The sequence below is a fragment of the Erythrobacter cryptus DSM 12079 genome (genome assembly GCF_000422985.1).
Taxonomy (GTDB): Bacteria; Pseudomonadota; Alphaproteobacteria; order Sphingomonadales; family Sphingomonadaceae; genus Erythrobacter; species Erythrobacter cryptus.
The window spans coordinates 234,490-260,054 of the sequence record NZ_AUHC01000005.1 but is presented as its reverse complement, the minus strand read 5'-3'; the positions used below and the strand labels follow the sequence as shown (position 1 = coordinate 260,054).

Below are 25,565 nucleotides of genomic sequence, written 5' to 3'. Positions count from 1 at the left end.
CGGCCTAGAGGAACCACAGGGCGAGCACCCCCACCATCACCGCCACTACGCCGAGCGAAAAGCCGAGCATGATGAGCGTCGGGCGCGTCACGCGCCCGTGCAGCGCCCAGTCATATCCTGCCGCAGCCATCACGGTGATCGGCACCTGCATTGCGATCGCCACCGGATCGGGCAGGCCTGCCACCTGCACCAGCCGGGCATAGGCCGGGGTCATCAGCGCGAGCGTGGCGATCAGCATGGCCTGGCGGTGGGCGGCAAGCTCGCGCCGGCGGGCATGGCGCAGGCCGGCAAGATAGAGCGGCACGAAGGTGACAAAGGCGGCAAGGTTGACCACCGTCACTTCCGGGCGGCCAAGCCCGGCGCCGATGCGCCAGGAAATCGCCGTGCCGCTCACCAGCATCGCGCCCACCAGCGCGAGGCTGGCGCGCCCGGAGGCGCGGTGGGCGGAAAGGCGAAAGCGCGCGGCAAGAAAGCTCTGGCTGGCGAGCAGGGTGAGCCAGGCGATCATGCTGGCGGCGTGGATCACCACGATCGGCGTGTAGCGCAGGCGCACTTCGGGATGGACGATGGCCTTGAGCGCAAAGGCAAGGAGCGCGAAGGCAAGGAGCGCCAGCGCGATCCGGCCCATGAGGAGGTGGCCGCGGGTGTGGCTTTCGGGCGCGCGCATCAGCCCTCCCGTACCGCGCGGATCGCCGCGCCCGCGGCAAAGGGGGCAAGCGCGACGAGCAGGAGGCTGATCGCCCCGACAAAGCCGAGGCTTGCCGCATCCTGCCGGGCGAGCGCGCCGGCGCCGAAAATCAGGATGGGGAGCGCGAGCGGGATGAGCAGCAGGCCCGAAAGCGCGGCGCCGGCGCGCAAGCTTGCGGTGAGCGCGGCGATGATGAGCCCGATCGCCGCCAGCCCCGGGGTGCCCGCGGCAAGGCCGAGGATGAGGAGATCGAAGGCCGGCCCTTCAAGCTTCAGCAGCGCCGCGGCGGGAAAGGTGGCGAGCATCAGCGGCGGGCCGAAGCTCAGCCAATGGGCAAGAAGGCGCACCGCCATCATCGCCTCCTCGCTCACGCCGCGCAGGCGCAGCTGATCGAACACCCCGAGCGCGATGTCGCGCGCCACCAGCTTGTCGAGCGGCAGCACCGCGGCGAGCAGCGCGGCGATCCACAAGACCCCGCCGCCGGTGCGGGCGAGCAGACCCGCATCCGGCCCGACCGCGAAGGGATAGAGCATGGCCACCGCGATGAAGAAGATCACCGGAAGCGCCGCGCCGCTTGCCGTGAAGGGGAAGAACTGGGCAAGGTCACGGCGCAGGAGGGCGGCGATCATGCCTGCTCCTCTTGCGGAGCAGGGGCGAAGTCCTCGATGGCAAAGCTCGTCATCCCCGGCACATCGAGCGGCTGGTGCGAGGCGATGAGCGCGATCCCGCCGCCTTGGCAATGGGCCTGCACCAGCTCGCTGACCAGCGCCCGGCTCGCGGCATCGAGGCCCGAAAGCGGCTCGTCGAGCAGCCAGATCGGCGCCCTCTGGCCGAGCAGGCGGGCGAGCGCGGCGCGCTTGTGCTGGCCGGTCGAAAGATAGCGCACCGGCACCTCGGCCAGCGCCGCGAGCCGCAGGCGCGCCATGATTGCGCCTGCATCCTCCACCCGGTCGAGCGCGAACCAGAAGGCGAGCGCGCGTGCCAACGGCAGTTCGGGATCAAGCCCGCTGCGCTCGGCCAGCAAACCCGCAGCGCCGGCGCGCGTGACGCTCCCGGCAAAGGGGCTGGCAAGCCCGGCCAAGGTGCGCAGCAGCGTGGTCTTGCCCGCCCCGTTGGCGCCGGTGACGTGGCAGGCCGCGCCGCCTTCGAGCCGGAAGGACAGGCCCCGGAACAACAGCCGCGCGCCGCGGCGGCAGGCGAGGCCTTCGGCGGCGAGCAGCGGGGCATGGTCTCGGGACGCTTGCATTGCGGCGGAGCGTTAGGGAAAAGGCAAGGGCCAAACAAGCCGTGCCGCTTGCCGGCGGCCCTGCGGCGCTGGCCGGTGCGGCGTTTGCCCTTGCGGAGTTGAATCATGCCCGTTCCCGAACTTGCCCCTGATGAGGTGGCCCAGCTGCTTGCCGAGCACCCTCAATGGACGCTCACGCGCGAAGGCAAGGCGATCACGCGCAGCTTCCAGTTTGCCGATTTTTCCGAGGCCTGGGGCTTCATGAGCCGGGTGGCCCTGCTTGCAGAGGCGCAGGATCACCACCCCGAATGGTTCAATGTCTATGCCAAGGTCGAGGTGACGCTCACCACCCATGATGCCGGCCCCAGCGGCGGGCTGTCGCAGCGCGATGTGCGGCTTGCCCGCGCGATCGACGCGCTGGTGTGATGCGCGCGCTCGCGGCCCTTGCCGCGCTGGTGCTGGCCGCGCTCGCCCCGGCGGCGGGGGAGGAGGCCGCGCCCCCGCAAGGGCGCATCTGGAAGGGCACGCTGGGCACGCAGGCGATCACCGCCTGCTTTGGCGAGGAATATACCCGCGACGGGCTCTATTACAGCGATGAGGCGCGCGTGCCGCTGCGCCTGGTGGCGCGCGAGGAGAGCGATAGGCCGACCTTCACGGAAACGGCCGGGCGCGAGGATGAGACCGGCGCAGCATGGGAGCTGGAGCCGGGCGCGGGCGACACCCTCACCGGCACCTGGCGCAAGGGCGATAGGGCGGTGCCGATCCGCCTCACGGCGGTGCCGGTGAGGCTGCCCCCCTATGGTTCTGCGTGCGAGACGAGCGCCTTTCTCGATCCGCTGCTCGGCGGCGGCGTGGTGAGGTCAGAGCGGGCCGCGCTGGAAGGCACGGCCTATACCGCGCTCGCCTATCAGGGGCCGGAGCGCGCCGGGCTTGATGGCTATATCATCGCATCCTTCGAACTCGATCCCTTGCGGCCCGGCGATGCGGCGATCAACCGCGCGCTTGCCGCGGCCCTGCCTGATGGCACGGCGGCGGACGCGATGGGCCAATGCCTCGGCCAGTCGCTGCCCACCGGGATCAGCGGCTCCATCGAGGAGGCGCGGGTGCCGGTGCTGCTCACCGCGCGCTGGCTGACCGTGCGCCACGCGGGATCGGCCTACTGCGGCGGTGCCCACCCCAGCCACTTCAGCACGCTCACGGTGTTTGATCGTGGCAGCGGGCAGGAGGTCGATCCGGCCAGCTGGTTTTCGCCGGGCGTGCTGCTGTTCTATGAATGGGATCCCGAACCGGGCCAGCCGCTCCCGATTGCCGGCCTGTCGCAGGCACTGCTGCGCGCCGTGCTGGCCCGCTTTCCCGATCGGGAGGATAGGGCGGAGTGCCTTGCCATGGCGGGCGAGGGCATGGGCTGGCAGATCGGCCTTGCCCGCGAAGGCCCTCTGTTCGTCCCGCAGTTCCCGCATGTCGCCTTTGCCTGCACCGAGGAGATCATGCTCCCTTGGGTCGCAGCGCGCCCCTTCCTTTCGCCCGAGGGGCTGGCGGTGATGGCAAGCCTGCGCTGATCCGCACGCGCGAACGCGCGGCCGCAGGGTGGGCGCAAAAACCTACTGCCCGAGCGGCCTTACGCTGCTTCTGAGCTGCTTGCGCAGCCGCGCGGGCATCCAGCGCTTGGCAAAGGCCATACGCCTCGCGGTGGCGCCGACGAAATAATCGAGCTTGTCGCCGTGGACCGCCTCCCACACCGCCTCGGCGACGCGCTCGACCGGCGTGATCTCCAGCCCCGCCGCTTTCACCCGTTCGCGGATCGGCTCGTTCGATTTGCGGTTGCCGGTGCCGTTGAGAAGCGGGGTATCGATGAAGCCGGGGCAGACCGAGGCAACCTTGATCTTGTCCTCTGCCCATTCGGCATCGAGACTTTCGGAGACCGCGCGCACCCCGAACTTGGTGGCGCAATAGACGCTCATCCCCGCGCTCCCGGCAATCCCCGCGGCGCTGGCAAGGTTGATAAGGGCCGAGCCGGGCGCGCTCGCCTTGAGGTAGGGATAGGCCGCCTGCGCGCCATAGAGCACGCCCTTGAGATTGATGTCGAGGCAGCGGTCGATCTCGTCAGGATCAAGCTCGGCGAGCGAGCCGCCGGTGCCCACCCCGGCATTGTTGAGCAGCACATCGATCCGTCCGCCGGCGGCTGCGGCGAATTCAGCCAGCACCTTGTCCCAGGCGGCCCGGTCGCGCACGTCGAGCCGGCCGGCCCACTTGGCCTCGCCGGAAATCAGCGCGAGCGTTTCGGCCATCCCGGCCTCGTTGATATCGCCCACCCCGACAAACCAGCCGCGCGCGGCAAAATGGCGTGCGGTGGCCCGGCCGATGCCCGATCCCCCGCCGGTGATGAAGATGCTGCGCTGCGTCATTGCCGATGCCTCTCCCGATTGCACTTTGCCCGCCCGTCTAAAGCGGACTGACACGCTTGTCAGCAGCTAGAGCGCAGGGTTTGCGTAAAAGTGCCAGGTGAAGATCGCCATGCTCCCGCGCCGGGGCGACCAGGGTTCGGCCAGGGCGCGGGTGGCCTTTTCTGCCGGGCGTTCGGGCAGGTCGAGCAGGCGCCTCAGCCCTTCCTGCACCGCCAGGTCGCCCGCGGGCCAGATGTCGCGCCGGCCCTCGGCAAAGAGGAGGTAGATCTCGGCCGACCAGCGCCCGATGCCCTTGATCCGGGTGAGCAGCGCGATCGCTTCCTCGTCATCGGCGGGCAGGGCGTCGAAATCGATCGCACCTGCCGCCACCAATTCGCACAGTGAGCGGGCATAGGCCTGTTTCTGGCGCGAAAGGCCGCAAGCGCGCAAGGTTTCGAAATCGCGGGCGAGCAGGCAATGCGGGGTGAAATTGTCGCCCAGTTCCGCCTCGAGCTTCCGCCACATCGAGGCGGCGGCCGCGACCGAGACCTGCTGGCCGACAATGGTGCGCAGCAAGGTCTGGTATCCGCGTGGGCGGATGCGCGGTGCGGGATAGCCGATGCGGGCGATCGCTGCGGCAAGGCGCGGCTCGCGCGCGGCCAGCGCATCAAGGTCGGCCCGCAGGCATTCGGCGCTCAATCCCACTGCCAATTTCCTCATCTTGCCATAGGGCGGAGAGTAGCATAGCAGCCGGGCCGCATCCGCATAGCGCAAGTTCTTGCGCGCCAGCAGCTGAAGAGGAACCTGCATCAATGCCCAGACTGGTCGTCACCAACCGCGCCGGCACCACCAGCGAGATCGAGGTCGGCGATGGCCTTACCGTGATGGAGGCGATCCGCGACAATGGTTTTGACGAGCTCTTGGCACTGTGCGGCGGGTGCTGTTCGTGTGCCACCTGCCATGTCCATGTCGATCCGGCCTTCTTCGACAAGCTGCCCAAGATGAGCGAGGATGAGGACGATCTGCTCGAATCCTCCGATCACCGCACCGCCACCAGCCGCCTGTCGTGCCAGATCCCCTTCACCGCCGATCTCGATGGGCTGCACGTGACGATCGCGCCGGAAGATTGATCCGGTTTGCGCTCGGGGCCGGGCGGGCCTAGACTGGCGCGCATGAACATCACCCGACCTTTTGCCGACACCTTGGCGCTGATCGGCAACACGCCACTGGTGCGCCTTGCCGGGCCGAGCCAGGCCGCCGGCTGCGACATCTGGGGCAAGTGCGAATTTGCCAATCCCGGCGGTTCGGTAAAGGACCGCGCGGCCCTGTGGATCATCCGCGATGCCGAGGCGCGCGGGGAATTGAAGCCCGGCGGGATCGTGGTTGAAGGCACCGCCGGCAACACCGGGATCGGCCTTGCGCTGGTGGCCAATGCGCGCGGCTACAAGACAATCATCGTCATGCCCGACAACCAGTCCAAGGAGAAGATGGACACGCTCCGGGCGCTGGGGGCCGAGCTGGTGCTGGTGCCACCCACCAAGTTTGCCGATGCCGGGCACTTCGTTCACACCTCGCGCCGGATTGCGCAGGAAACCCCGGGCGCGGTGTGGGCCAACCAGTTCGACAACATCGCCAACCGCCGCGCCCATATCGAGGGCACCGCGCCTGAGATCTGGGAGCAGCTTCAAGGCCGGGTGGATGGCTTCACCTGCGCGGCGGGCACGGGCGGGACGATTGCGGGCGTGGGGCTTGGCCTTAAAGCCTTCGACGAGAATGTCCGCATCGCGCTCACCGATCCGCACGGCGCGGCGCTCTACAACTACTATGCCCACGGCGAACTCAAGGCCGAAGGCTCCTCGGTCGCCGAAGGGATCGGGCAGGGGCGCATCACCGCCAATCTCGAAGGCGCGCTGATCGACACCCAATATCGCATCAGCGACGAGGAGGGCCTCCATTGGGTGGGGCGGCTGCTGCGCGAGGAGGGGCTGTGCCTCGGCCTGTCCTCGGGCATCAATGTCGCCGGGGCGGTGATGCTGGGCCGCGAACTGGTGGCCGCGGGGCGGGCCAATCCGCAGGTCGTCACCATCCTGTGCGACAGCGGCTTTCGCTATCTTTCGACGCTCTACAACCCCGAATGGTTGGCAGCCAAGGGCCTGCCGGTGTTCGACTGGCTGGCGCCGGCGGGCGCGGGCGGCGCGGACGGGGCCGGGGCCGCGGCGGAGGCGGTGTGAGCGGCGGCTGGCTGTCCGATCGCCTGCGCGGCGTCAACCAGCGCAGCCTGTTCCATGCCCCACGCATGGCAGGGGCGGAGGAGAGCGCGGCGGAGAGCGCCGATGAGGCGGCAGGGCCAGCCGGCGCCCGCGCGGCCCGCCACGAAGCGATCCAGCGCCTGCAGGTGGGGCTCATCGGCATAGCCATCGTGGTGCTGGTGGTGGGGCTGGCCAGCATCATCGGCGGGCAGGCCGACAAGGTTGAACGGCTGGCCGTGCCCGAGGCGGCGCCGACCACCGAGCCGACCAGCGCCCCGGCGCAGGCCAACCCGCTGGCCGATGCGGGCGTGGTGCCCGACATCGCCGCCGAGCCCAAGGCCGCGCCAAGCGCCGCGCCGAGCGCGGCGCCGCGCGATCTGGCGGCGCCGGGCCAGCCGCGCGCGGCGGGCAATGGCGCTGCGCAGAACTAGGGCGCTGGCCGCCGCCCTGATCGCGCTCCTTGTCATCGGGTGCGCGCGCGCACCTGCCACCCCGCATGAGGGCGCAGAGCGCACGCGGCTGGGCCTGATGACCAGCCTGCCGCTCTATTGGCCGCTCGGCGCGGGGGTGGGCGAGATCGCCTCGGGCCGCGCCGCTCTGCCCTGGCAGCGCGCCGCGCTCGAGCAGGCCTATGAGCTCGCGCCGCTCGATACCCTTGCGCCCATCCCCGCCCTTGCCCCCGATGCGCCCGAAACCGATCCGCTGGCAGGGCTCACCCGGCTGGCGGTGATCCAGCCGCGCGGGCTGTCGCCAGCGGACAATGTCGCGCTCGATGGCTGGGTGCGGAAGGGCGGGCGGCTGCTGCTGGTGCTCGATCCGGCGCTCACCGGCGAATATGATCTGCCGCTGGGCGATCCGCGCCGTCCGGTTGATACCGCGCTGATCCCCCCGGTGGTGGCGCGCTGGGGCCTTGCCATCGCCTTTGACGAGAGCGAGCGGCCCGAGGTCCGCCGCGCCCGGCTGGGCGAGGCAGGCCTGCCGCTGGCGCTGGCCGGGCGCATCACCCTGGGCAAGGGGGCAAAGGGCTGCACCCTCACCGCCGCGGGCGCGGCGGCGCGCTGTCGGATCGGCAAGGGCCAGGTGACCCTCATCGCCGATGCCGCGCTGTTCGAGCACGCCGAACTCGCCGGAGAGGGCGGTGCGGCCCTGCGCGCGCTCGTCGCCGAGGCGCTCGCATGAGCGGCATGGGGAAATCGCGGGAACGCCGGGACTCGCCCGGGCGAAGCGCCGGGGAAATCGCGGGAAAGGCTGCGCAAGTGCCGGCCAAACCGGGTTTTTGGGCCATCATCGGGTGCCAAAGGTGCTCGGGAAGTGAGGGATGAAGTATAGATATATCAGTATGATAACGAAATATCCCCTATAATCCCGCGAAAATCCCTTCCATCCCCATCCCTTCCCGGATATTACCGGGGTCCATCAGACATGCCTGTATGTCGCGCGTCCGGCTGGTGGGGCCGGCGCACCGGTCGTGCTCGCGCGCGCGCCGGGCGAGGGAGGGCTGTGTCGGGCATCGCGCAGCGCCCAGCGAGGGGCGCTTCGCTACGGGGCGTGAGGGGATTGCAGGCCGGTGTCTGCTTTTGGAGGATACAACGGACAGGCCTATTCGCCCGCGGGCGAGAAGAACCGCTTTGTCCTGCCCTCCACCTTCCGCAAGGCGGTCAAGGAAAGCTCGGGCGGCAGCCGCATCCTGTGCCTTGCGGCCCATGGCCGCTATGATTGTCTGATCGGCTACGGCCTGTCGCACCTGCCCCAGCTCCAGGCCCAGCTCGACCGCGAGGAGGAGCGCGCCATCCGCCTCGGCGATGCGAGCTTCGACCGCGATGCCCGCGCCGGCCAGTTGTTCAGCTACGAGACCCTTGGCTTCGACGAGAGCGGCCGCTTTGTCATGCCCGAGCATCTGCGCGAGCTCGGCAAGGTGGAGGATGGGCTGTTCTTCCAGGCCGCGGGCGATTTCTTCCTCGTCTGGGCGCCCGAGGAGCTGTTCCGCATGGGGCCTGAGTTCAAGAGCGCGCAGATCGCCTGCCGGCGGCTGATGGAGGCCGCGGCGCGCAAGGGGGGCGCGGCATGATCGGCCCCGATGCGCCCCATATCCCGGTGCTGCGCGATGAGGTGCTTGCCGCCATTGCCCCGCGCGAGGGGATGCTGATCGTCGATGCCACCTTCGGCGCCGGGGGCTACAGCGCCGCGCTGCTCGAGGCCGGGGCGCGCGTCCACGCCTTCGACCGCGATCCCGATGCGATCGCCGCCGGGCAGGCGCTCGCGGCGCGCCATGCCGGGCGCCTCACGCTCCATCAGGCGCGCTTTTCCGCGATGCATCAGGAGCTTGCCGCGATCGGGGTGCGCAGGGTCGATGCGGTGGTGATGGATATCGGGGTCTCCTCGATGCAGCTCGATCAGCCGGGCCGCGGCTTTGCCTTCATGCATGATGGCCCGCTCGACATGCGCATGAGCCAGGAGGGCCCGAGCGCGGCCGATTTCCTCAACACGGCCGAGGAAGAAGCGATCGCCGAGGTGCTCTATCGCTATGGCGAGGAGCGCCAGGCGCGCCGGGTGGCCCGCGCGATCGTGGCAGCGCGCCCGCTCGCCACCACCGGAGATCTGGCCCGGGTGGTGCGCCGCGCGCTCGGCCACCGCCCGCATGATCGCAAGGACCCGGCCACCCGCACCTTCCAGGCGGTGCGCATCCATGTGAACGACGAGCTTGGCGAGCTCGAGGCCGGCCTCGCCGCGGCCGAGGCGCTGCTCGCCCCCGGCGGGGTGCTGGCGGTGGTCAGCTTCCACAGCCTTGAAGACCGCATCGTCAAGCAGTTCCTGCGCGCGGCCAGCGGCGCCGGCCAGGTGCGCTCGCGCCACCTGCCCGGGGAAATCCCAGGGCCGCCGCCCACCTTCACGCAGGTTTCCCGCGCTATTCGCGCGAGCGAGGCCGAAATCGCCCGCAATCCGCGCGCCCGTTCGTCCACCTTGCGCCACGCGATCCGCACCGGCGCCCCGGCAAGGAGCTTCGCCGCATGTTGAGCCGCACGCAGGCCCGTTCGTGGGGATGGATGGCGGTGCTGGCGCTGTGCGCCGCGCTGGTGGTGGCCTTGAGCCTCAAGGTCCACGCGGTGCGCAGCGAGGTGCTGCTGGCCGAGCGCCAGCTCATTGCCCTGAAGCGCGAGACCATGCTGCTCGAGACCGAGTTTCAGACCCGCGCCAGCCAGGCCCAGCTGGCCGAGTGGAACAGTGTCGAGTTCGGCTATGTCGCGCCGCGCGCGCGCCAGTTCCTCGAGGCCGAGCGCCAGCTTGCGAGCTTCGGTCAGGGCCCGCTGCCCGGCGCGCCGCCGCCGCTGCGTCTGGCAAGTGCCGAAGGCGCAGGCGAGGGCACCGCTGCGCCCGGCGGGCCAGCGCCGATGCGCTCGCCGGTCTCGGGCGCGCCGGTCACGCTGGCCGCGGCCGAGACTGAGGCCGGCGCGGGCGCGGTCTTTGCCGAGGCCTTCGGGGCCTTCCTCATCGAGGCCTCGCCGATCCGCCCGGCCCGGGCCGAGCCGCCGCGCGCGGTCAGCCCGGCAGGAGCGGGCGAATGAGCCCCGTCGCGGCGTCTGCCCTCGCCGCTGCGCCCCTTGGTCTTGCCCCGCCGCTGCCCGCCCCGGCGCCGCGCGCGGCGCTGCCTGCCGGGCGTTCGCGCGCCGCGAGCCTGCGCGGCCAGCTGGTCGCCACCGCGCAGCTACGCCTGCTGTGGATCGGCGCGGGCTTCGTGCTCTTCGCGCTGATCGCGCTGCTGCGCATCGCGGTGCTGGGGGTGAACGGCCAGACCCCGCAGCACACCAGCCTTGCCGAGGCGCTGCTGCCGCCGCGCGGCGAGATCACCGATCGCAACGGCGTGCCGCTGGCGCGCGCCTTTCCGGCCTATGCCCTGTGGTTCGATCCCAAGGCCATGGGCGATGGCGGCGCGCCGCTGGTGCGTTCGCCCGCCGAGGTCGCCCGCGCGCTCAAGGCGATCTTCCCCGATATCGACGAGGCGCGCATGGCCCGGCGCCTCGCCTCGGGCAAGGCCGGCTATCTGCGCCGCCGCCTGCTGCCCGAGGAGGCCAACCGCGTCTTTGCCCTGGGCGAGGTGGCGCTGCAGATCCCGCGCGAGACCGATCGCTATTATCCGCAAGGTTCGCTTGCCGCCCATGTGCTGGGCTATGTCGCCGACAGCGCCGAGCGCCAGGGCGGGCAGCTGGGCATGGAGCAGGTGCTCGACAAGGAGCTGACCGATCCCCTGCGCCGCGCCGAGCCGGCGGTGCTCTCGCTCGATGTCCGGGTGCAGGGCGCGCTCGAGGACGAGCTCAAGCGCGGGATGCTCGCCACCAATGCCATTGGCGCGGCGGGCATCGTGCTCGATGTCGATACCGGGGAGGTGCTGGCGATGGCGAGCCTGCCCGATTTCGATCCCAACACCGCCGGGGCAGGGGGCGCGCGCAATGTCTTCAACCGCGCCACCAACGGGGTTTACGAACTGGGTTCGACGTTCAAGCCGCTCAGCATTGCTGCGGCGATCGATGCCGGGGTGGTGCGCGATCTCGGCCGCCAGTGGAACGCCGCGCCGGTGCCGGTGGGCAGCCGCACGATCACCGATTCGCACCCCTTGGGGCCAAGCCTCAATGTGCCCCAGGCACTGGTTCATTCCTCCAACACCGTCACCGCACGGATTGCCGATGCGCTGGGGCCGGAACGCTTGCGCCGCACCTATATTGATCTTGGCATGGATCGCCCGCCCTTCATCGAGCTTCAGGCCCGCGGCCAGCCGCTCTGGCCGCGCGGCGCGTGGAGCCGGGTGACCAACATGACGGTGGCCTATGGCCATGGGCTCAACGTCACCCCGCTGCACCTTGCCTGCGCCTATGCCGCGCTCGTCAATGGCGGGCTGTGGCGCCCGGCGACGCTGCTCAAGCGCGATCCGGCCAAGGTGCCGCGCGGGCGGAGGGTGTTCAAGGAATCGACCTCGCACCGGATGCGCCAGATGCTGCGGATGATCGCGCTCTATGGCACCGGGCGCAGCGCCAATGCGCCGGGCTACCGCGTCGGCGGCAAGACCGGCTCGGCCGACAAGAACGAGAACGGGGTCTATCACACCAACCGCATCGTCTCCTCCTTTGCCGCCGCCTTCCCGATGGATGCGCCGCGCTATGTGGTGGTGGTGATGATGGACGAGCCCAAGGGCACCATCGCCAGCAGCTTCCAGCGCACCGCCGCCTACACCGCTGCGCCGGTGGTGGGCCGGCTGGTGCCGCGCATCGGCCCGATGCTGGGGGTGCAGCCCGACGAGCGCCGCGATGTCGATATCTCCGATCTGCGCTACCTGGTGGAGGGGCATTGATGCGGCTGGCCGAGCTTGTGCGCCGCGCGGGGGCGGAAGCGGCGCTGGCCGCTGCCGGGCCGGCGCTCGAGAAGGAGGTGACTGGCTTTGCCATCGATCACCGCAAGGTCGCCCCGGGCACGGTGTTCGGCGCCTTTGCCGGCGCGAAGGTCAATGGCGAGGACTTCATCCCCGCCGCCATCGCCGCCGGGGCGATCGCGGTGGTGGCGCGCCCCGAGGCGCGTGTGGAAGGCGCACTCCATATCGCCGATGCGCTGCCGCGCCGCGCCTTTGCGCGGCTCGCCACCCCCTTCTTCGCGCCCTATCCGGCCACGCTCGTCGCGGTCACCGGCACCAATGGCAAGACCTCCTGTGTCGAGATGACGCGGCAGATCTGGCGCATGGCGGGCGAGCGTGCGGCGAGCATCGGCACGCTCGGCGTGACCACGCCCGATGGCAGCGTGGCGACGGGGCTGACCACCCCCGATATCGTCACCTTCCTGGCCAATCTCGCCGGGCTGGCGCGCGAGGGGGTGACGCACGTTGCCTATGAGGCCTCTAGCCACGGACTTGACCAGTATCGCAGCGAGGGCCCGGCGCTTGCTGCGGCGGCCTTCACCAATTTCAGCCGCGACCACCTTGATTACCACAGCACGATGGAGGCCTATTTCGCCGCCAAGATGCGCCTCTTTGCCGAGGTGCTGGCGCCGGGGTGCCCGGCGGTGATCCACGATGCGGCGGATGGCTCGCAGTGGACCGCGCGCGCCTGCGCTCTGGCCGAGGCGCGCGGGCTCGAGGTGCTGCGCGTGGGCGCGGGCGGGGAGTTCCTGCGCCTCATCGGGCGCGAGCCGGGCCAGCTTGGGCAAGAGCTGGTGATCGATCATGCCGGACAGCAGCGCCGCGTCACCCTGCCGCTGATCGGTGCCTATCAGGCCGCCAATGCGCTGGTGGCGGCGGGCCTTGCGCTGGCGACGGGCGTTGCCGCGCCAACGGTGTTCGATGCCCTCTCCCGGCTCCAGCCGGTGCGCGGGCGGCTCGAGCGCGCGGCGCTCAACCCCGCCGGGGCGCCGGCCTATGTCGATTATGCCCACACCCCCGATGCGCTCGCCGCCGCGATCAGCGCGCTGCGCCCCCATGTGGCGCCGGGCGGGCGGCTGATCGTGGTGTTCGGCGCGGGCGGGGACCGCGATGCGGGAAAGCGCGGCGAGATGGGCGCTATTGCCGCGCGCATGGCCGATGCGGCGATCGTCACCGACGACAATCCCCGGGGCGAGGATCCGGCCGCCATCCGCGCCGCGATTCTCGCCGGGGCGGGAGGCAAGGCGCGCGAGATCGGCGATCGGCGCGCCGCGATTGCCGCCGCGATTGGGGAAGCCGGGCCGCGCGATATTGTGCTGATCGCCGGCAAGGGCCACGAGCAGGGACAAATCTTCGGGTCGGGAGAAAACATGCGGATCGAACCCTTCGATGATGTCGAGGTGGCGCGCCAATGCGCCGGGGGGCAGCAGGCATGACGAGCGCTGCCCTGCACCCCATGCTGCACCAATGGCCGGTGCTGCCGCGCGACCGGCTGGGCCTGGCGCTGTGGCGCTCGGACGAGATCGCCGCGGCCACCGGCGGCAGCGCCAGCCACGCCTTCGAGGCCGCCGGCGTCGAAATGGATTCGCGCGATGTGAAGCCGGGCGATGTCTTCATTGCCTTGAAGGGCGAGGCGATGGACGGGCACCGCTTCCTCGCCGATGCCTTTGCCCGCGGCGCTATTGCCGCGATCGTCGATCGGCCGATCGATCGCCCCCACGTGCTGGTGGCAGACACCCGCGCCGCGCTGATCGCGCTTGCCCATGCCGCGCGCGAGCGTGCCCACGAGGCGGTGCGCATCGGCATCACCGGCTCGGTCGGCAAGACCGGGGTGAAGGAGGCGATCTTCGCCTGTCTCGACCGCGCCAGCCGCGGCGCCGCGCACCGCTCGGTGAGGAGCTACAACAACCATGTCGGCGTGCCCTTGAGCCTCGCGCGCATGCCCGCGCGCAGCCGTTTCGGCGTGTTCGAGATGGGCATGAACCACGCCGGCGAGATCGCCCCGCTGGCCGCCCATGTGCGCCCGCACGTGGCGCTGATCACCACCATTGCCCCTGCCCATATCGAGAACCTCGGCAGCCTCGAGGCGATTGCCGATGAAAAGGCGCAGATCTTCACCGGGCTGGTGCCGGGCGGGGTGGCGATCATCCCGGAAGACAGCGAATGGGCCGAACGCCTCAAGGCCCATGCCCGCTCTTGCGGCGCGCAGATCGTCACCTTCGGGCGCGCGGCGAGCGCCGATGTCCGCCTGCTCGATGCGATTCCCGCCAGCAGCGGCGGCGCGCTCGTCACCGCCGATCTCGGCGATCGGCGGGTGTGCTACACCATCGCCGAGCCGGGCGAGCACTGGATCGTCAATTCGCTGGGCGTGCTCGCGGCGGTGCGCGCGGCCGGGGGCGATCTGGGCGCGGCGGGCCTCGCGCTTGCCGAAATGGGCGGGCTCAAGGGCCGCGGCGCGCGCCACCGCATCCCGGCGCGCAGCGGCAGCGCGCTCCTCATCGATGAAAGCTACAACGCCAACCCCGCCTCGATGCGCGCAACCTTGAAGGCTTTGAGCCAGACCCCGGCACGGCGCCGCATCGCCGTGCTTGGCAGCATGAAGGAGCTGGGCGACTTTGCCGATGCCTTCCACCGCCAGCTGGCCGCCCCGCTCGCCGAGGCGGGGGTGGATCACGCGATCCTGGTGGGGGCCGAGATGGCCGCGCTCGCCGAGGAACTGGGGAAAGCCTCGCCAGCCGAGCTTGGCAAGCCGCTGTCCTTCGCGCATTGCCATGGGCCTGCCGAAGCCATCGCCGCGCTCACGGCCTATGGCCTCGCGGAGGGGGATGCGGTGCTGGTCAAGGGATCGAATTGGGTGGGCCTCGGCAGGCTGGTGTCACATTTTACCGATAACGCGCCCGAAGCGCCCTCGGCCGGCGGCTGAGGCGCCCCACGCGGCGCGTCAAGGGACGATTGCATGCTTTATCTGCTTGCCGAATGGCTGGGCTTCGAGGGCATCCTCAACCTGGTGCGCTACCAGACCTTCCGCGCCGGGGCGAGCCTGATGACCGCGCTCCTCATCGGCCTTGTCATCGGCCCGCGCTTCATCAACCTGTTGCGGGTGCGGCAGGGCAAAGGCCAGCCGATCCGGCTCGATGGGCCGCAATCGCACCTTGCCAAGCGCGGCACGCCGACCATGGGCGGCTTGATGATCCTCACCGCGCTCAGCCTCTCGCTGCTGTTGTGGATGGATCTCGAAAGCCCCTTCGTCTGGGCCTGCCTGGCGGTGACCATCGGCTTTGGCGTGATCGGTTTTCTCGATGATTATGACAAGGTCGCCAAGAACAGCCATGTCGGGGTGCCGGCCAAGCTGCGCCTGGCGGCCGAATTCGCGGTGGCCGGCCTCGCCAGCTGGCTGATCGTCAGTCAGATCAACACCAATCTCTACCTTCCCTTCACCATGGGCTGGAGCATTCCGCTCGGTCCGGCCTATTATGTCTTTGCCGCCTTCGTGATCGTGGGGGCGGGCAATGCCGTCAACCTCACCGACGGGCTGGATGGCCTGGCGATCATGCCGGTGATCATCGCCGCGGGCACCTTTGCGATCATCGCCTACCTTGTCGGGCGGGCCGATTTTTCCGCCTATCTCGGCATCCCCCACGTGCCGAGGGCGGGGGAGCTGGCGATCTTCTGCGCCGCGATCATGGGGGCGGGGCTGGCCTTCCTGTGGTTCAACGCCCCGCCCGCAGCGGTGTTCATGGGCGATACCGGCAGCCTCGCGCTTGGTGGGGCGCTGGGGGCGATCGCTGTCGCCTCGCACCATGAACTGGTGCTGGGGATAGTCGGCGGGCTGTTCGTGCTCGAGGCGGTGAGCGTGATGGTGCAGGTGTTCTGGTTCAAGCGCACCGGCAGGAGGGTGTTCCGCATGGCCCCGATCCACCATCATTTCGAACAGCTTGGCTGGAGCGAGAGCAAGGTGGTGATCCGCTTCTGGATCATCGCCATCGTGCTCGCGCTCATTGGCCTTTCCACCTTGAAGCTGCGCTAGGGGAGGGGCGGGCCGCGTGATCACCTCCCCCGCCTTTGCCGGTCAGCGGTTTGCGGTGCTCGGCCTTGCCCGCTCGGGCGCGGCCGCGGCCGAGGCGCTGCTTGCCAGCGGGGCCGAGGTGATCGCCTGGGATCGCCAGCCCCATGCCCGTGCCCCCTTCGAGGGGCGTTGCCGCCTGATCGACCCGCTGGAGCTTGATCTGACCGGCTTTGCCGGGGTGGTGGTCTCGCCCGGCGTGCCGCTCAACACCCATCCGATCGGCCCGCACACCTGGCAATATGGCCTGCCCGTGATCGGCGATATCGAGCTTTTCGCCCGCGCCCGCTCGCACCTGCCGCCGCACCGCGTGGTGGGGATCACCGGCACCAATGGCAAATCCACCACCACCGCGCTGGTGCACCACATTCTTGTGAGCGCCGGGGTGCCCGCGGTGCTCGGCGGCAATATCGGTGAGCCGATCATGGCCCAGGCCCCGCTTGCGCAAGGCGGGGTCTATGTGCTCGAATTGTCGAGCTTCCAGATCGATCTCACCTTCAGCCTCGATTGCGATATCGCCGCGCTCACCAACATCACCCCCGATCACCTCGATCGCTACGCCGGCTTTGCCGCCTATGCCGCGGCCAAGGAGCGCCTGTTCACCATGCAGCAGCAGGGCACGGCGGTGATCTGCGATGAGGACGCGCCCACCCGCGCCATCGCCGATCGGCTGGCGGCGGCGGGACGGCCGCTGATCCGGGTCAAGACCGGCGATCTTGCCGCTGCCGGGCTGGCCGAAGGGCGCACGGCTGCGCTCGCCGGGCCGCACAATGCCCAGAATGCCGCCGTTGCCAGCGCCATCTGCCGCCAGCTTGGCCTCAGCGAAGCGGCGATCGCCGCGGGGCTTGCCAGCTATCGCGGGCTGCCGCACCGGATGGAGCGGGTGTGCGAGGCGCGCGGGGTCATCTATATCAATGACAGCAAGGCCACCAACACCGCCTCGGCCGCCCCGGCGCTGGCTGCCTTCCCACCCGATCCGGCGATCAACGGCGGGGCCCCCCGCATCCACTGGATCGTCGGCGGCCTGCCCAAGGAGGAAGGGCTTGGCGCCTGCGGCGATCATCTGGCCAATATCGCCGCCGCCTACACCGTGGGCGAGGCCGGGCCGATGTTTGCCGATCATCTCGAAGCCGCGGGTGTCCGGGTCGAGCGCTGCGAGCTTATCAGCGAGGCGGTGCGCCGGGCCGAGGCGGCGGCGCGCCCGGGCGAGGTGGTGCTGCTCAGCCCCGCCTGCGCCTCTTACGACCAGTTCCGCGACTATGAGAAGCGCGGGCAGCATTTCCGCCAGATGGTCGGCGCGCTCACCGGCTGCGCCACCGACGAGGGCGGGCGGAGCATCCTGCCATGAGCGGGCAGGCCTATCGAGTGGCGCGGCGCGGTCCCGGCGCCTATCTGCCCCCGGTGGCGGTGCAGCGCGGCTGGCGCGAGGGCCTGCGTATCTGGTGGCGCGAGATCGACAAGGTGCTGCTCGCGCTGGTGCTGGTGCTGATGGCGATCGGCTTTGTCGCCGTGGCCGCGGCCTCGCCCGCCGGGGCCGAGCAGAACTCGAGCGCCGCGGTGCCGCTCGCGCCCTTTTACTATCTCCAGCGCCATCTCGTCTTCCAGCTCTTGGGCCTTGTCGTGATGATCGGGGTGAGCCTTTCGGGCGCCGATGCCGCGCGGCGCCTTGCCATCCTGGTGGGCGCGGGGATGCTGGGGCTGATGGTGCTGGTGCCCTTCATCGGCGAGGAGAAGAACGGTGCGCGGCGCTGGATCAACCTTGGCTTCTCGCTCCAGCCTTCGGAGTTTTTAAAGCCCGGCTTCGTGGTCACCTCAGCCTGGGTGCTCAGTTGGCGGCTGCGCGATCCGGGCCTGCCGGTGATCGGGATCGTCACCGCCCTGCTGGTGCTCATCGTCGGCCTGCTGATGCTCCAGCCCAATCTTGGCGATGCGATCCTGTTTGCCGGGATCTGGCTGGTGATGGTGCTGCTCGCCGGCCTGCCGTGGCAGCGCCTCGCGCTCATCGGCGGGGCGGGGCTGGCCGGCATGGTGCTCGCCTACCTGTTCTATGACAATGCCCGCAACCGCATCGAGAGCTTCTTCGGCGGGGGCACGGCCTTCGACCAGGTCGATCTGGCGCGCCGCACGCTCACCGCCGGCGGCTGGACGGGCAGCGGGCTGTGGCTGGGGGTGCGCAAGATGAGCCTGCCCGAGGCCCACACCGACTACATCTTCTCGGTGATCGGCGAGGAGTTCGGCCTTGTTGCCTGCGCCTTTGTCGTGCTGGTGTTCAGCGCGCTGGTGCTGCGGGTGCTGATCCGGTTGACCAATGAGGACAATCTCTTTGCCCTCCTCGCCGGGGCGGGGCTGGTCACCCAGCTGGGCGGGCAGGCCTTCATCAACATGCTCGTCAACCTCCAGCTTTTCCCTTCCAAGGGGATGACGCTGCCGCTGATTTCCTATGGCGGCTCATCGACAGTGGCGGTGTGCTTCACGCTTGGGCTATTGCTGGCGATCACCCGGCGCAACCCCTTCCTCGCGCGTGAGGGCGGGGGCCTGCGCGCGCTGTTGGAACGCAAGGAAGTGAGCGCATGACCGCCGACACCCATTCGCACCGCCCGAGCGGGGCCTCGCGCCATTTCGTGCTGGCCGCGGGCGGCACCGGGGGGCATCTCATCCCCGCCTTTGCCCTTGCCGCCGAACTCCATGCCCGCGGCCACCACGTCGCGCTCGTCACCGATGCGCGCGGCGCGGCGATCCCGGGCAAGCCCGATTACCTCACCGCCCATGTCCTGCCCGCCGGGCGCTTCGGCAGGAACCCGCTCGGCTGGATCGGCGGGCTGCGCGCGGTGCTCGAAGGCCGGGCGATGGCGCTGCGCCTGTTTGACAGCTTTGCCCCTTCCGCGGTGGTGGGCTTTGGCGGCTATCCGGCGCTGCCGGCGCTGCTCGCGGCCACCGCGGCGGGCCTGCCCAGCATCATCCACGAACAGAACGCCGTGCTCGGCCGGGTCAACCGCCTGCTCGCCCGCCGGGTCGATGCCATCGCCACCTCCTATGCCAGCGTCGATCGCTTGCGCCCGCGCCACGCGGCCAAGGTGCATCTCACCGGCAACCCGGTGCGCGCCGAGGTGCTGGCGCTGCGCGAGCAGGACTATCCCGCCTTCACCAGCGAAGGCCTGCTGCGCATCCTCGTGACCGGCGGCTCGCAAGGGGCGCGGGTGCTGTCCGAGGTGGTGCCCGATGGCCTGGCCATGCTGCCCCCGGCGCTGCGCCAGCGCCTGCAGGTTACCCAGCAGTGCCGGCCCGAGGATCTCGAGGCGGTGCGCGCCCGCTATGCCGCGCATGACATCCCGGCCGAGCTTGGCACCTATTTCGAGGACATGCACGAGCGCCTTGCCGATGCGCACCTGTTCATCGGCCGCGCCGGCGCATCAACCATTGCCGAGCTTGCCGTGGTGGGCCGCCCGGCGATCCTCATCCCCCTGCCGATTGCCACCGACGATCACCAGGCCGCCAACACCCGCGAGATGGTGAAGGCCGGGGGCGCGCGGATGATCCGCCAGGAGGCCTTCACCCCCAAGGAACTGGCCAAGCAAATCCAGGCCATGGCAATGAACCCGCAAAGCCTTGCCAATGCCGCGCACTGCGCCTTCAATTGCGGGCGCCCCGATGCCACGCGCGATCTCGCCGATCTGGTCGAGAGCATGAGCGGGATTGACCTTATGGACGTGATCCGGGTGGGCGAGGCCGCGCCCCGCCATGCGCAGGCCGCCGGGCGCGCCCAGCCCGCCACCCGCAAGGCCGCGCGCGCGCGCGCCGATCAGGACAGGGTGGGCGCATGAAGGGCGTCGGCACCGATATCGGCATCATCCACTTCGTCGGCATCGGCGGGATCGGCATGTCGGGCATTGCCGAGGTGATGCACAATCTGGGCTACGAGGTGCAGGGCAGCGACATTGCCGAGGGGCCGAGCGTCGAGCGGCTGCGCGCGCGCGGCATCAAGGTCCATATCGGCCATGCTGCCGCCAATGTCGCCGGGGCGGCGGTGGTGGTGATCTCCTCGGCGGTGCGGCGCTCCAACCCCGAGGTGGTCGCCGCGCTCGAGGCGCGCCTGCCGGTGGTGCGCCGCGCCGAGATGCTGGCCGAGCTGATGCGGCTCAAATCCACGATCGCGGTGGCCGGCACCCACGGCAAGACCACCACCACCAGCATGATCGCCAGCCTGCTCGATGCCGGGGGGATCGATCCCACCGTGATCAATGGCGGGATCATCGAGCAATATGGCTCGAACGCGCGGCTGGGCGATTCCGACTGGATGGTGGTCGAGGCCGATGAGAGCGACGGCTCCTTCCTCAGGCTCGATGGCACCATCGCGGTGGTCACCAATATCGATCCCGAACACCTCGATCACTACGGCGATTTCGAGGGGGTGAAGCGCGCCTTTGTCGAGTTCATCCACAATGTCCCCTTCTATGGCGCGGCGGTGCTGTGCATCGATCACCCCGAGGTGCAGGCGGTGATCGGCCAGGTGCGTGATCGCAAGGTCGTCACCTACGGATTCTCGCTCCAGGCCGATGTCTGCGGGGTCAATGTCCGCGCCGAGGACGGGGGCAACCGCTTCGACGTGATCGTGCGCCAGCGCGGGCCGCAGGACAGCGCGCGCGACCGCCGGATCGAGGGGGTCTATCTGCCCATGCCGGGGCGCCACAATGTCCAGAACGCGCTCGCCGCGATCGCCGTGGGAATCGAGATGGGCTGCAGCGACGAGGTGATCCGCACCGGCTTTGCCCGCTTCGGCGGGGTGCGGCGGCGCTTCACCCGGGTGGGTACGATCGCGCTTCCCGGCGGCAGCGCCGCGGTGATCGACGATTATGCCCACCACCCGGTGGAGATCCGCGCGGTGCTGGCCGCGGCGCGCGAGGCGGTGGGGGCCTCGGGCGGGCGGGTGATCGCGGTGGCCCAGCCGCACCGCTTCACCCGGCTGCGCGATCTGATGGACGCCTTCCAGTCGTGCTTCGACGATGCCGACATCGCCTATATCGCCCCGGTCTATCCGGCGGGTGAGGAGCCGATCGAAGGAATTGACCATGCCGCGCTGGTGGCGGGGATGAAGGCCCGCGGCCACCGCGCCGCGCGCGAGATCGCCGGGCCCGAGGCGCTGGCCGAGGCGCTGGCGGGCGAACTTGCGCCCGGCGACATGGTGGTGTGCCTCGGTGCGGGCGACATCACCCGCTGGGCCGCGGGGCTTGCCCCGGCGATCGCGGCGCGCCAGCAGGGGGTGGCGGCATGACCCAGCCGGGTGACAGCTTCATCTGGGATGATGGCGCCGCGCCCACCTGCGCGGTGGAAGGCGCTGTTGCCGCGCCCGTGCCGCTCGAGGGTATCCGCGGCAAGCTCACCTGCAAGGCGCCGCTCGCACCCTATACCTGGTTCAAGACCGGCGGGCCGGCCGACTGGCTGTTCGAGCCGGCCGATTTGGACGATCTCAAGGCCTTTCTCGAGCGGCTCGGCGGGGAGATCCCGGTGATGGCGCTGGGGCTTGGCTCCAACCTCATCGTGCGCGATGGCGGGGTGCCGGGCGTGGTGGTGCGGCTCGGCAAGGCCTTTGCCGGGGTGGAGGAGACCGGCGATTGTGAACTCACCTGCGGCGGCGGGGCGAGCGGGATCCTCGTCGCCTCTACCGCGCGCGACAAGGGCATTGCGGGCCTCGAGTTCCTGCGCGGCATCCCCGGCACAGTGGGGGGCTTCGTGCGGATGAACGGCGGGGCCTATGGCCGCGAGGTCGCCGATGTGCTTGTCGATTGCGCGGTGATCCTGCACGATGGCAGCTTCATCACCCTGAGCGCGGCCGAGCTTGATTACGGCTATCGCCATTCCGCCCTGCCGGAGGGCGCGATCGTGGTCTCGGCGCGGTTTCGCGGCCATCCGGGCGATCCCGCGGCGATCGGCGCGGAGATGGAGCGCATCGCCGCCGCGCGCGAAGCCTCGCAGCCGCTGCGCACCAAGACTGGGGGATCGACCTTCAAGAACCCGCCCGGGCACAAGGCCTGGGAACTGGTTGACCGCGCGGGCTGCCGCGGTCTCAGGCTCGGCGGCGCGCAGGTTTCGGAAAAGCACACCAATTTCCTCATCAACACCGGCACCGCCACCAGCGCCGATATCGAGGGGCTGGGCGAGCTGGTGCGCGACAAGGTCTATGCCGCCACCGGCATCAGCCTTGAATGGGAAATCCAGCGGGTGGGCCGGCCATGATCCTTGAGCGGCCCTTGCATGTGGCGGTGCTGATGGGCGGCTGGGCGAGCGAGCGCGAGGTCTCGCTCACCAGCGGCGCGGGCGTGGCCGAGGCGCTCGAAAGCCGCGGCCACCAGGTGACGCGGATCGACATGGGCCGCGATGTCGCCCTGCGGCTCCACGCGGCGCGGCCCGATGTGGTCTTCAACGCGCTCCACGGCGTTCCCGGCGAGGATGGCAGCGTGCAGGGGATGCTCGATCTCATGGGCCTGCCCTATACCCATTCGGGCCTTGCCACCTCGGTTATCGCGATCGACAAGCAGCTCACCAAGCAGGCGCTGGTGCCCCACGGCATCCCCATGCCGGGCGGGCGGATCGTCACGCGCGAGGAGCTGTTCAAGGGCGATCCCCTGCCGCGCCCCTATGTCTTGAAGCCAGTGAACGAAGGCTCCTCGGTGGGCGTTGCCATCATCACCGATGACAGCGATGTCGGTAGCCCCATCGACCCGCAGGCCAGGGGCCCGTGGCAGGAATTTGCCCAATTGCTCGCCGAACCCTTCATCAAGGGCCGCGAACTCACCGCCGCGGTGCTCGATGGTCCCGATGGCCCGCGCGCGCTGGGGGTGACCGAGCTGGTGGTGGCAGATGGCTTTTATGATTACGAGAACAAGTACACCGCCGGGCGCACCGAGCACATCTTCCCCGCGCGCCTGCCGCCCGAGATCGCCGCGCTGTGCCAGCACTATGCGGTCAAGGCCCACCAGGTGCTCGGCTGCCGCGGCACCAGCCGCACGGATTTGCGCTGGGACGAGGAGGCAGGGGCGGAAGGCCTGTTCGTGCTCGAGACCAACACCCAGCCGGGCATGACGCCCTTGAGCCTGGTGCCCGAACAGGCGGCGGGCTGCGGCATATCCTATGCCGACCTCGTCGAGATGCTGGTGGCCGAGGCGCTGCGGGTGCATGGGCAGCGGCAGGCACAGGGAGGCAGGCATGGCCCAGCAGATCCGGCGTAGTGCGGCCACCGGGGTGCGCCGCGCCGCCCGGGCGCAGGGCCGGGCGGCGAGCGCCCGGCGCGCCCGCGGCCAGGCCTTGGGGCTGATCGACCGGGCGCTGGGGCTCATGCCCTTCACCGAGGCGCAGTGGAGCCGCATCTGGCTGGCCATGATCATCGGCGGGGCGGTGGGGATTGCCTTTGTCATCGCCAATCTTGCCGGCCTGCCGGCGCTGGCCGAGGCGCAGGTGGCGCGGATCGCCGCCGATGCGGGCTTCGTGGTGCGCCACGTGCGTGTCACCGGCACACAGCGCATGGACGAGCAGGAGGTCTATGCCCGCGCGCTTGCCAGCCGCGACCTGGCCATGCCCGCGGTCGATATCCACGCCTTGCGCGCCGAGCTGCGCACCCTGCCGTGGGTCAAGGACGCGCGGGTCTCGCTCCAGCTCCCGCACACGCTGGTGATCGACATCGTCGAGCGCACCCCCCACGCCGTGCTCGCGCGGCCTGATCGGCTGATGCTGATCGATGCCAGCGGGATTGAGCTGGAACCCGTCAGCCCCGAGAAGGCCAAGGGGATGCTGCGTCTCTCCGGCCCCGGCGCGGCGCGCCAGGCGCGCCAGCTCGATCTGCTGCTGGCCGCCGCGCCCGCGCTCCAGCCCCAGGTCGCCGCGGCCGAATGGGTCGGCAACCGCCGCTGGAACCTGGTGTTCAAGACCGGGCAGGTGCTCGCCCTGCCCGAGGGCGATGAGGAAGCGGCGAGCGCGTTCGTCAAGTTCGCCCGGCTCGACGGGCAGAACCGGCTGATCGGGGGCAAGGTGCTCTCCTTCGACATGCGCACGCCCCCGCGCCTCTACATGCGCCTGCCCGAGGCGCTCGCCGCGCCCGAGCCGGCCGGTGAAGGCAAGGGGGAGAGCACCTGATGGCCTCGCGCAGCGCCCCTCCGCGCCGCCTGGCGCGCACCTATGCCGCGATCAATATCGGCTCGTTCCGCATCTCGGCGATGATCATGGGCGAGACCGAGAACGGCGAGCTCGAGGTGCTCGGCAGCGGCCACCGCGCCAGCGCCGGGATCAGGCGCGGCTATGTCACCGATATGGCCGCAGCCAGCTTTGCCATCCGCGATGCGCTCGAACGCGCCGAGAAGGCCGCGGGCACCACCGTGCGCAGCGTCTGGATCGCCTGCGCCGGGGCGGGGCTGACCAGCCAGGTCGCCTCGGTTGATATCGAGATCGGCGGGCGGCGGATCGAGGAGGAGGATGTCGAGCATCTGCTGCTGCTGGCGCGCGAGGCGATCGAGCCCGATGGGCGCACCGTGCTCCACGCCCAGCCGGCGCATTACACGCTCGATGGCGCCCATGGGGTGGCCAATCCGCGCGGGCTCCATGCCGAGCGGCTCGGGGTCGATATCCACGTGGTGCTGGCCGATGGCGCGCCGCTGAGGAACCTCACCGAGGCGGTGCAAAGCGCCCATCTCGAGGTCGAAGGCGTGATCGCCGCGCCGCTCGCCGCGGGCCATGCCTGCCTTTCACCCGAGGAGCGCGAGCTCGGGGTGGCGCTGGTCGAGATCGGGGCCGAAGTCACCAATGTCGCGGTGTTCGCCGGGGGGATGCTGGTGGGGCTCAAGGCGGTGCCGATGGGCTCGGCGAGCATCACCGATGCGATCGCGGGCAGCTTCGGCATCCGCCGCAGCCAGGCCGAGCGCTTGAAATGCGTTGCCGGCTCGGCGATCGCCTCGCGCTCGGATCACAGCGAGCTGGTGCCGGTCAACGGCCCGGAGGAGGCGATCGATGGCGCGCCCGCAGGGCCGCTGGCGCGCGGGGCCGATGACAAGAACCGGATCGTGCGCGCTGAACTGGTGGCGGTGGTGATGCAGCAGCTCGGCATCCTCACCAGCGAGATCGGCAAGACGCTCAAGGCGATGGGCTTTTCCGGCCCGCGCGCGGGGCAGGTGGTGATCACCGGGGGCGGGGCGGAACTGGCGGGCATGCCCGAATTCATGCAGGCCGCGCTGGGCCAGCCGGTGCGGCTCGAGCGCCCGCCGCAGCTTCCCGGACTCCCCGAGGCGCATCTTGCCCCGGGCTTTGCCACGCTCGTGGGCTTGTGCCTCTACGCCGCCGAGGACCCGGTCGATATCCGCGCGCTCGCCGCGCCGCGCGCCGGGGCCTACCGCGCCCTCTCGCGCGAGCGCGGGGTGATGGCACTGGTCACGCGCCTGTGGCGGGCGATGCGGGAGCAGTTCTAGCCGTGCCCCGGCCCCACTTGCCGTAGGGTCGGTGCGGGCTTACGGGTCAGCGCGTGCTGTGGATAAGGGTGTCGATACTATAAACCATGCAAGACAAATGTGTCACAGCGCG

The 25,565-nt window shown here is 70.2% G+C and carries 26 protein-coding genes; 21 read left to right on the top strand and 5 right to left on the bottom strand.

Features of this window, described 5'->3' with window-relative positions; all coding sequences use genetic code 11:
- Positions 1-4 precede the first annotated feature (4 nt).
- Genes G524_RS0106040 through ccmA form a run of 3 tightly spaced genes read right to left on the bottom strand, consistent with a single transcriptional unit; the run spans position 5 to position 1,934 of the window.
- The gene (locus G524_RS0106040; RefSeq protein ID WP_027442908.1) at positions 5-667 is read right to left on the bottom strand and encodes a hypothetical protein; all 663 of its coding nucleotides are present in this window, start codon (positions 665-667) and stop codon (positions 5-7) included.
- Positions 667-1,317 carry a heme exporter protein CcmB gene (locus tag G524_RS0106035; protein WP_027442907.1) on the bottom strand — a complete coding sequence of 217 codons (651 nt, stop codon included), beginning with the start codon at positions 1,315-1,317 and terminating at the stop codon, positions 667-669. The genes G524_RS0106040 and G524_RS0106035 overlap by 1 nt, the downstream gene beginning before the upstream one ends.
- The gene (gene ccmA / locus G524_RS0106030; RefSeq protein ID WP_027442906.1) at positions 1,314-1,934 is read right to left on the bottom strand and encodes a heme ABC exporter ATP-binding protein CcmA; all 621 of its coding nucleotides are present in this window, start codon (positions 1,932-1,934) and stop codon (positions 1,314-1,316) included. Before ccmA ends, G524_RS0106035 begins: the two co-directional genes overlap by 4 nt.
- Positions 1,935-2,039: 105 nt before the next feature.
- On the opposite strand from ccmA, the gene G524_RS0106025 reads away from it, so the two are divergent.
- Together G524_RS0106025 and G524_RS0106020 are read left to right on the top strand one after the other, a co-directional pair.
- Positions 2,040-2,339: a 4a-hydroxytetrahydrobiopterin dehydratase gene (locus G524_RS0106025; protein ID WP_027442905.1), complete on the top strand. Its 300-nt coding sequence runs from the start codon at positions 2,040-2,042 to the stop codon at positions 2,337-2,339.
- Positions 2,339-3,472: a hypothetical protein gene (locus G524_RS0106020; protein ID WP_027442904.1), complete on the top strand. Its 1,134-nt coding sequence runs from the start codon at positions 2,339-2,341 to the stop codon at positions 3,470-3,472. The genes G524_RS0106025 and G524_RS0106020 overlap by 1 nt, the downstream gene beginning before the upstream one ends.
- Before the next feature lie 42 nt (positions 3,473-3,514).
- Here the strand turns inward: G524_RS0106020 and G524_RS0106015 are convergent, their stop codons facing one another.
- Complete coding sequence (locus G524_RS0106015; protein ID WP_027442903.1) at positions 3,515-4,318, bottom strand: SDR family oxidoreductase; 804 nt, start codon at positions 4,316-4,318, stop codon at positions 3,515-3,517.
- Between the two features lie 66 nt (positions 4,319-4,384).
- Positions 4,385-5,002 (bottom strand): DNA-3-methyladenine glycosylase family protein, encoded by a 618-nt coding sequence (locus G524_RS0106010; RefSeq protein WP_027442902.1) that lies wholly within the window; start codon positions 5,000-5,002, stop codon positions 4,385-4,387.
- Between the two features lie 107 nt (positions 5,003-5,109).
- On the opposite strand from G524_RS0106010, the gene G524_RS0106005 reads away from it, so the two are divergent.
- The 19 genes from G524_RS0106005 to ftsA all read left to right on the top strand — a co-directional run bounded on the left by G524_RS0106005 (position 5,110) and on the right by ftsA (position 25,453).
- Positions 5,110-5,427 (top strand): 2Fe-2S iron-sulfur cluster-binding protein, encoded by a 318-nt coding sequence (locus tag G524_RS0106005; protein ID WP_027442901.1) that lies wholly within the window; start codon positions 5,110-5,112, stop codon positions 5,425-5,427.
- A gap of 42 nt (positions 5,428-5,469) precedes the next feature.
- Positions 5,470-6,528 (top strand): cysteine synthase A, encoded by a 1,059-nt coding sequence (locus tag G524_RS15135; protein WP_051220936.1) that lies wholly within the window; start codon positions 5,470-5,472, stop codon positions 6,526-6,528.
- Positions 6,525-6,977, top strand: coding sequence for a hypothetical protein (locus G524_RS0105995; protein ID WP_027442900.1), 453 nt, complete (start codon positions 6,525-6,527; stop codon positions 6,975-6,977). The genes G524_RS15135 and G524_RS0105995 overlap by 4 nt, the downstream gene beginning before the upstream one ends.
- A gap of 97 nt (positions 6,978-7,074) precedes the next feature.
- Entirely contained in the window at positions 7,075-7,725 is a 651-nt protein-coding gene (locus G524_RS0105990; protein WP_245561306.1) for a GldG family protein, read from the top strand.
- A 388-nt stretch (positions 7,726-8,113) separates the two neighbouring features.
- Positions 8,114-8,614 carry a division/cell wall cluster transcriptional repressor MraZ gene (locus G524_RS0105985; protein WP_027442898.1) on the top strand — a complete coding sequence of 167 codons (501 nt, stop codon included), beginning with the start codon at positions 8,114-8,116 and terminating at the stop codon, positions 8,612-8,614.
- Positions 8,611-9,561, top strand: a complete 951-nt coding sequence (gene rsmH, locus G524_RS0105980) for a 16S rRNA (cytosine(1402)-N(4))-methyltransferase RsmH (RefSeq protein ID WP_027442897.1) — start codon at positions 8,611-8,613, stop codon at positions 9,559-9,561. The genes G524_RS0105985 and rsmH overlap by 4 nt, the downstream gene beginning before the upstream one ends.
- Positions 9,555-10,109, top strand: a complete 555-nt coding sequence (locus G524_RS0105975) for a hypothetical protein (RefSeq protein ID WP_027442896.1) — start codon at positions 9,555-9,557, stop codon at positions 10,107-10,109. The genes rsmH and G524_RS0105975 overlap by 7 nt, the downstream gene beginning before the upstream one ends.
- Complete coding sequence (locus G524_RS0105970; RefSeq protein ID WP_084625066.1) at positions 10,106-11,887, top strand: peptidoglycan D,D-transpeptidase FtsI family protein; 1,782 nt, start codon at positions 10,106-10,108, stop codon at positions 11,885-11,887. The genes G524_RS0105975 and G524_RS0105970 overlap by 4 nt, the downstream gene beginning before the upstream one ends.
- Positions 11,887-13,380, top strand: coding sequence for a UDP-N-acetylmuramoyl-L-alanyl-D-glutamate--2,6-diaminopimelate ligase (locus G524_RS0105965; RefSeq protein WP_027442894.1), 1,494 nt, complete (start codon positions 11,887-11,889; stop codon positions 13,378-13,380). The genes G524_RS0105970 and G524_RS0105965 overlap by 1 nt, the downstream gene beginning before the upstream one ends.
- Positions 13,377-14,867, top strand: coding sequence for a UDP-N-acetylmuramoyl-tripeptide--D-alanyl-D-alanine ligase (locus G524_RS0105960; protein WP_027442893.1), 1,491 nt, complete (start codon positions 13,377-13,379; stop codon positions 14,865-14,867). The genes G524_RS0105965 and G524_RS0105960 overlap by 4 nt, the downstream gene beginning before the upstream one ends.
- A 33-nt stretch (positions 14,868-14,900) precedes the next feature.
- Positions 14,901-15,971 carry a phospho-N-acetylmuramoyl-pentapeptide-transferase gene (gene mraY, locus G524_RS0105955; RefSeq protein ID WP_027442892.1) on the top strand — a complete coding sequence of 357 codons (1,071 nt, stop codon included), beginning with the start codon at positions 14,901-14,903 and terminating at the stop codon, positions 15,969-15,971.
- A 16-nt stretch (positions 15,972-15,987) separates the two neighbouring features.
- Positions 15,988-17,355, top strand: a complete 1,368-nt coding sequence (gene murD / locus G524_RS0105950; protein WP_027442891.1) for a UDP-N-acetylmuramoyl-L-alanine--D-glutamate ligase — start codon at positions 15,988-15,990, stop codon at positions 17,353-17,355.
- Positions 17,352-18,581 (top strand): FtsW/RodA/SpoVE family cell cycle protein, encoded by a 1,230-nt coding sequence (locus tag G524_RS0105945; protein WP_027442890.1) that lies wholly within the window; start codon positions 17,352-17,354, stop codon positions 18,579-18,581. The genes murD and G524_RS0105945 overlap by 4 nt, the downstream gene beginning before the upstream one ends.
- Positions 18,578-19,828 (top strand): undecaprenyldiphospho-muramoylpentapeptide beta-N-acetylglucosaminyltransferase, encoded by a 1,251-nt coding sequence (gene murG, locus G524_RS0105940; protein WP_051220935.1) that lies wholly within the window; start codon positions 18,578-18,580, stop codon positions 19,826-19,828. The genes G524_RS0105945 and murG overlap by 4 nt, the downstream gene beginning before the upstream one ends.
- Positions 19,825-21,276 carry a UDP-N-acetylmuramate--L-alanine ligase gene (murC, locus tag G524_RS0105935; RefSeq protein ID WP_027442888.1) on the top strand — a complete coding sequence of 484 codons (1,452 nt, stop codon included), beginning with the start codon at positions 19,825-19,827 and terminating at the stop codon, positions 21,274-21,276. The genes murG and murC overlap by 4 nt, the downstream gene beginning before the upstream one ends.
- Positions 21,273-22,238, top strand: a complete 966-nt coding sequence (gene murB / locus G524_RS0105930) for a UDP-N-acetylmuramate dehydrogenase (protein WP_245561305.1) — start codon at positions 21,273-21,275, stop codon at positions 22,236-22,238. Before murC ends, murB begins: the two co-directional genes overlap by 4 nt.
- On the top strand, positions 22,235-23,230 hold the full coding sequence (locus G524_RS0105925) for a D-alanine--D-alanine ligase (protein ID WP_036857500.1): 996 nt from the start codon (positions 22,235-22,237) through the stop codon (positions 23,228-23,230). The genes murB and G524_RS0105925 overlap by 4 nt, the downstream gene beginning before the upstream one ends.
- A complete protein-coding gene (locus G524_RS0105920; RefSeq protein ID WP_027442885.1) occupies positions 23,208-24,131 on the top strand; it encodes a cell division protein FtsQ/DivIB in 924 nt (307 codons plus the stop codon). Before G524_RS0105925 ends, G524_RS0105920 begins: the two co-directional genes overlap by 23 nt.
- Complete coding sequence (gene ftsA, locus G524_RS0105915) at positions 24,131-25,453, top strand: cell division protein FtsA (RefSeq protein ID WP_027442884.1); 1,323 nt, start codon at positions 24,131-24,133, stop codon at positions 25,451-25,453. Before G524_RS0105920 ends, ftsA begins: the two co-directional genes overlap by 1 nt.
- Positions 25,454-25,565: the final 112 nt, after the last annotated feature.

Excerpts from the sequence above, each read along its gene's own strand:
- G524_RS0106040 (WP_027442908.1), bottom strand. The coding sequence starts at position 667 with ATGCGCGCGCCCGAAAGCCACACCCGCGGCCACCTCCTCATGGGCCGG.
- G524_RS0106035 (WP_027442907.1), bottom strand. The coding sequence starts at position 1,317 with ATGATCGCCGCCCTCCTGCGCCGTGACCTTGCCCAGTTCTTCCCCTTC.
- ccmA (WP_027442906.1), bottom strand. The coding sequence starts at position 1,934 with ATGCAAGCGTCCCGAGACCATGCCCCGCTGCTCGCCGCCGAAGGCCTC.
- G524_RS0106025 (WP_027442905.1), top strand. The coding sequence starts at position 2,040 with ATGCCCGTTCCCGAACTTGCCCCTGATGAGGTGGCCCAGCTGCTTGCC.
- G524_RS0106020 (WP_027442904.1), top strand. The coding sequence starts at position 2,339 with ATGCGCGCGCTCGCGGCCCTTGCCGCGCTGGTGCTGGCCGCGCTCGCC.
- G524_RS0106015 (WP_027442903.1), bottom strand. The coding sequence starts at position 4,318 with ATGACGCAGCGCAGCATCTTCATCACCGGCGGGGGATCGGGCATCGGC.
- G524_RS0106005 (WP_027442901.1), top strand. The coding sequence starts at position 5,110 with ATGCCCAGACTGGTCGTCACCAACCGCGCCGGCACCACCAGCGAGATC.
- G524_RS15135 (WP_051220936.1), top strand. The coding sequence starts at position 5,470 with ATGAACATCACCCGACCTTTTGCCGACACCTTGGCGCTGATCGGCAAC.
- G524_RS0105990 (WP_245561306.1), top strand. The coding sequence starts at position 7,075 with ATGACCAGCCTGCCGCTCTATTGGCCGCTCGGCGCGGGGGTGGGCGAG.
- rsmH (WP_027442897.1), top strand. The coding sequence starts at position 8,611 with ATGATCGGCCCCGATGCGCCCCATATCCCGGTGCTGCGCGATGAGGTG.
- G524_RS0105975 (WP_027442896.1), top strand. The coding sequence starts at position 9,555 with ATGTTGAGCCGCACGCAGGCCCGTTCGTGGGGATGGATGGCGGTGCTG.
- G524_RS0105970 (WP_084625066.1), top strand. The coding sequence starts at position 10,106 with ATGAGCCCCGTCGCGGCGTCTGCCCTCGCCGCTGCGCCCCTTGGTCTT.
- G524_RS0105965 (WP_027442894.1), top strand. The coding sequence starts at position 11,887 with ATGCGGCTGGCCGAGCTTGTGCGCCGCGCGGGGGCGGAAGCGGCGCTG.
- G524_RS0105960 (WP_027442893.1), top strand. The coding sequence starts at position 13,377 with ATGACGAGCGCTGCCCTGCACCCCATGCTGCACCAATGGCCGGTGCTG.
- mraY (WP_027442892.1), top strand. The coding sequence starts at position 14,901 with ATGCTTTATCTGCTTGCCGAATGGCTGGGCTTCGAGGGCATCCTCAAC.
- G524_RS0105945 (WP_027442890.1), top strand. The coding sequence starts at position 17,352 with ATGAGCGGGCAGGCCTATCGAGTGGCGCGGCGCGGTCCCGGCGCCTAT.
- murG (WP_051220935.1), top strand. The coding sequence starts at position 18,578 with ATGACCGCCGACACCCATTCGCACCGCCCGAGCGGGGCCTCGCGCCAT.
- murC (WP_027442888.1), top strand. The coding sequence starts at position 19,825 with ATGAAGGGCGTCGGCACCGATATCGGCATCATCCACTTCGTCGGCATC.
- murB (WP_245561305.1), top strand. The coding sequence starts at position 21,273 with ATGACCCAGCCGGGTGACAGCTTCATCTGGGATGATGGCGCCGCGCCC.
- G524_RS0105925 (WP_036857500.1), top strand. The coding sequence starts at position 22,235 with ATGATCCTTGAGCGGCCCTTGCATGTGGCGGTGCTGATGGGCGGCTGG.
- G524_RS0105920 (WP_027442885.1), top strand. The coding sequence starts at position 23,208 with ATGGCCCAGCAGATCCGGCGTAGTGCGGCCACCGGGGTGCGCCGCGCC.
- ftsA (WP_027442884.1), top strand. The coding sequence starts at position 24,131 with ATGGCCTCGCGCAGCGCCCCTCCGCGCCGCCTGGCGCGCACCTATGCC.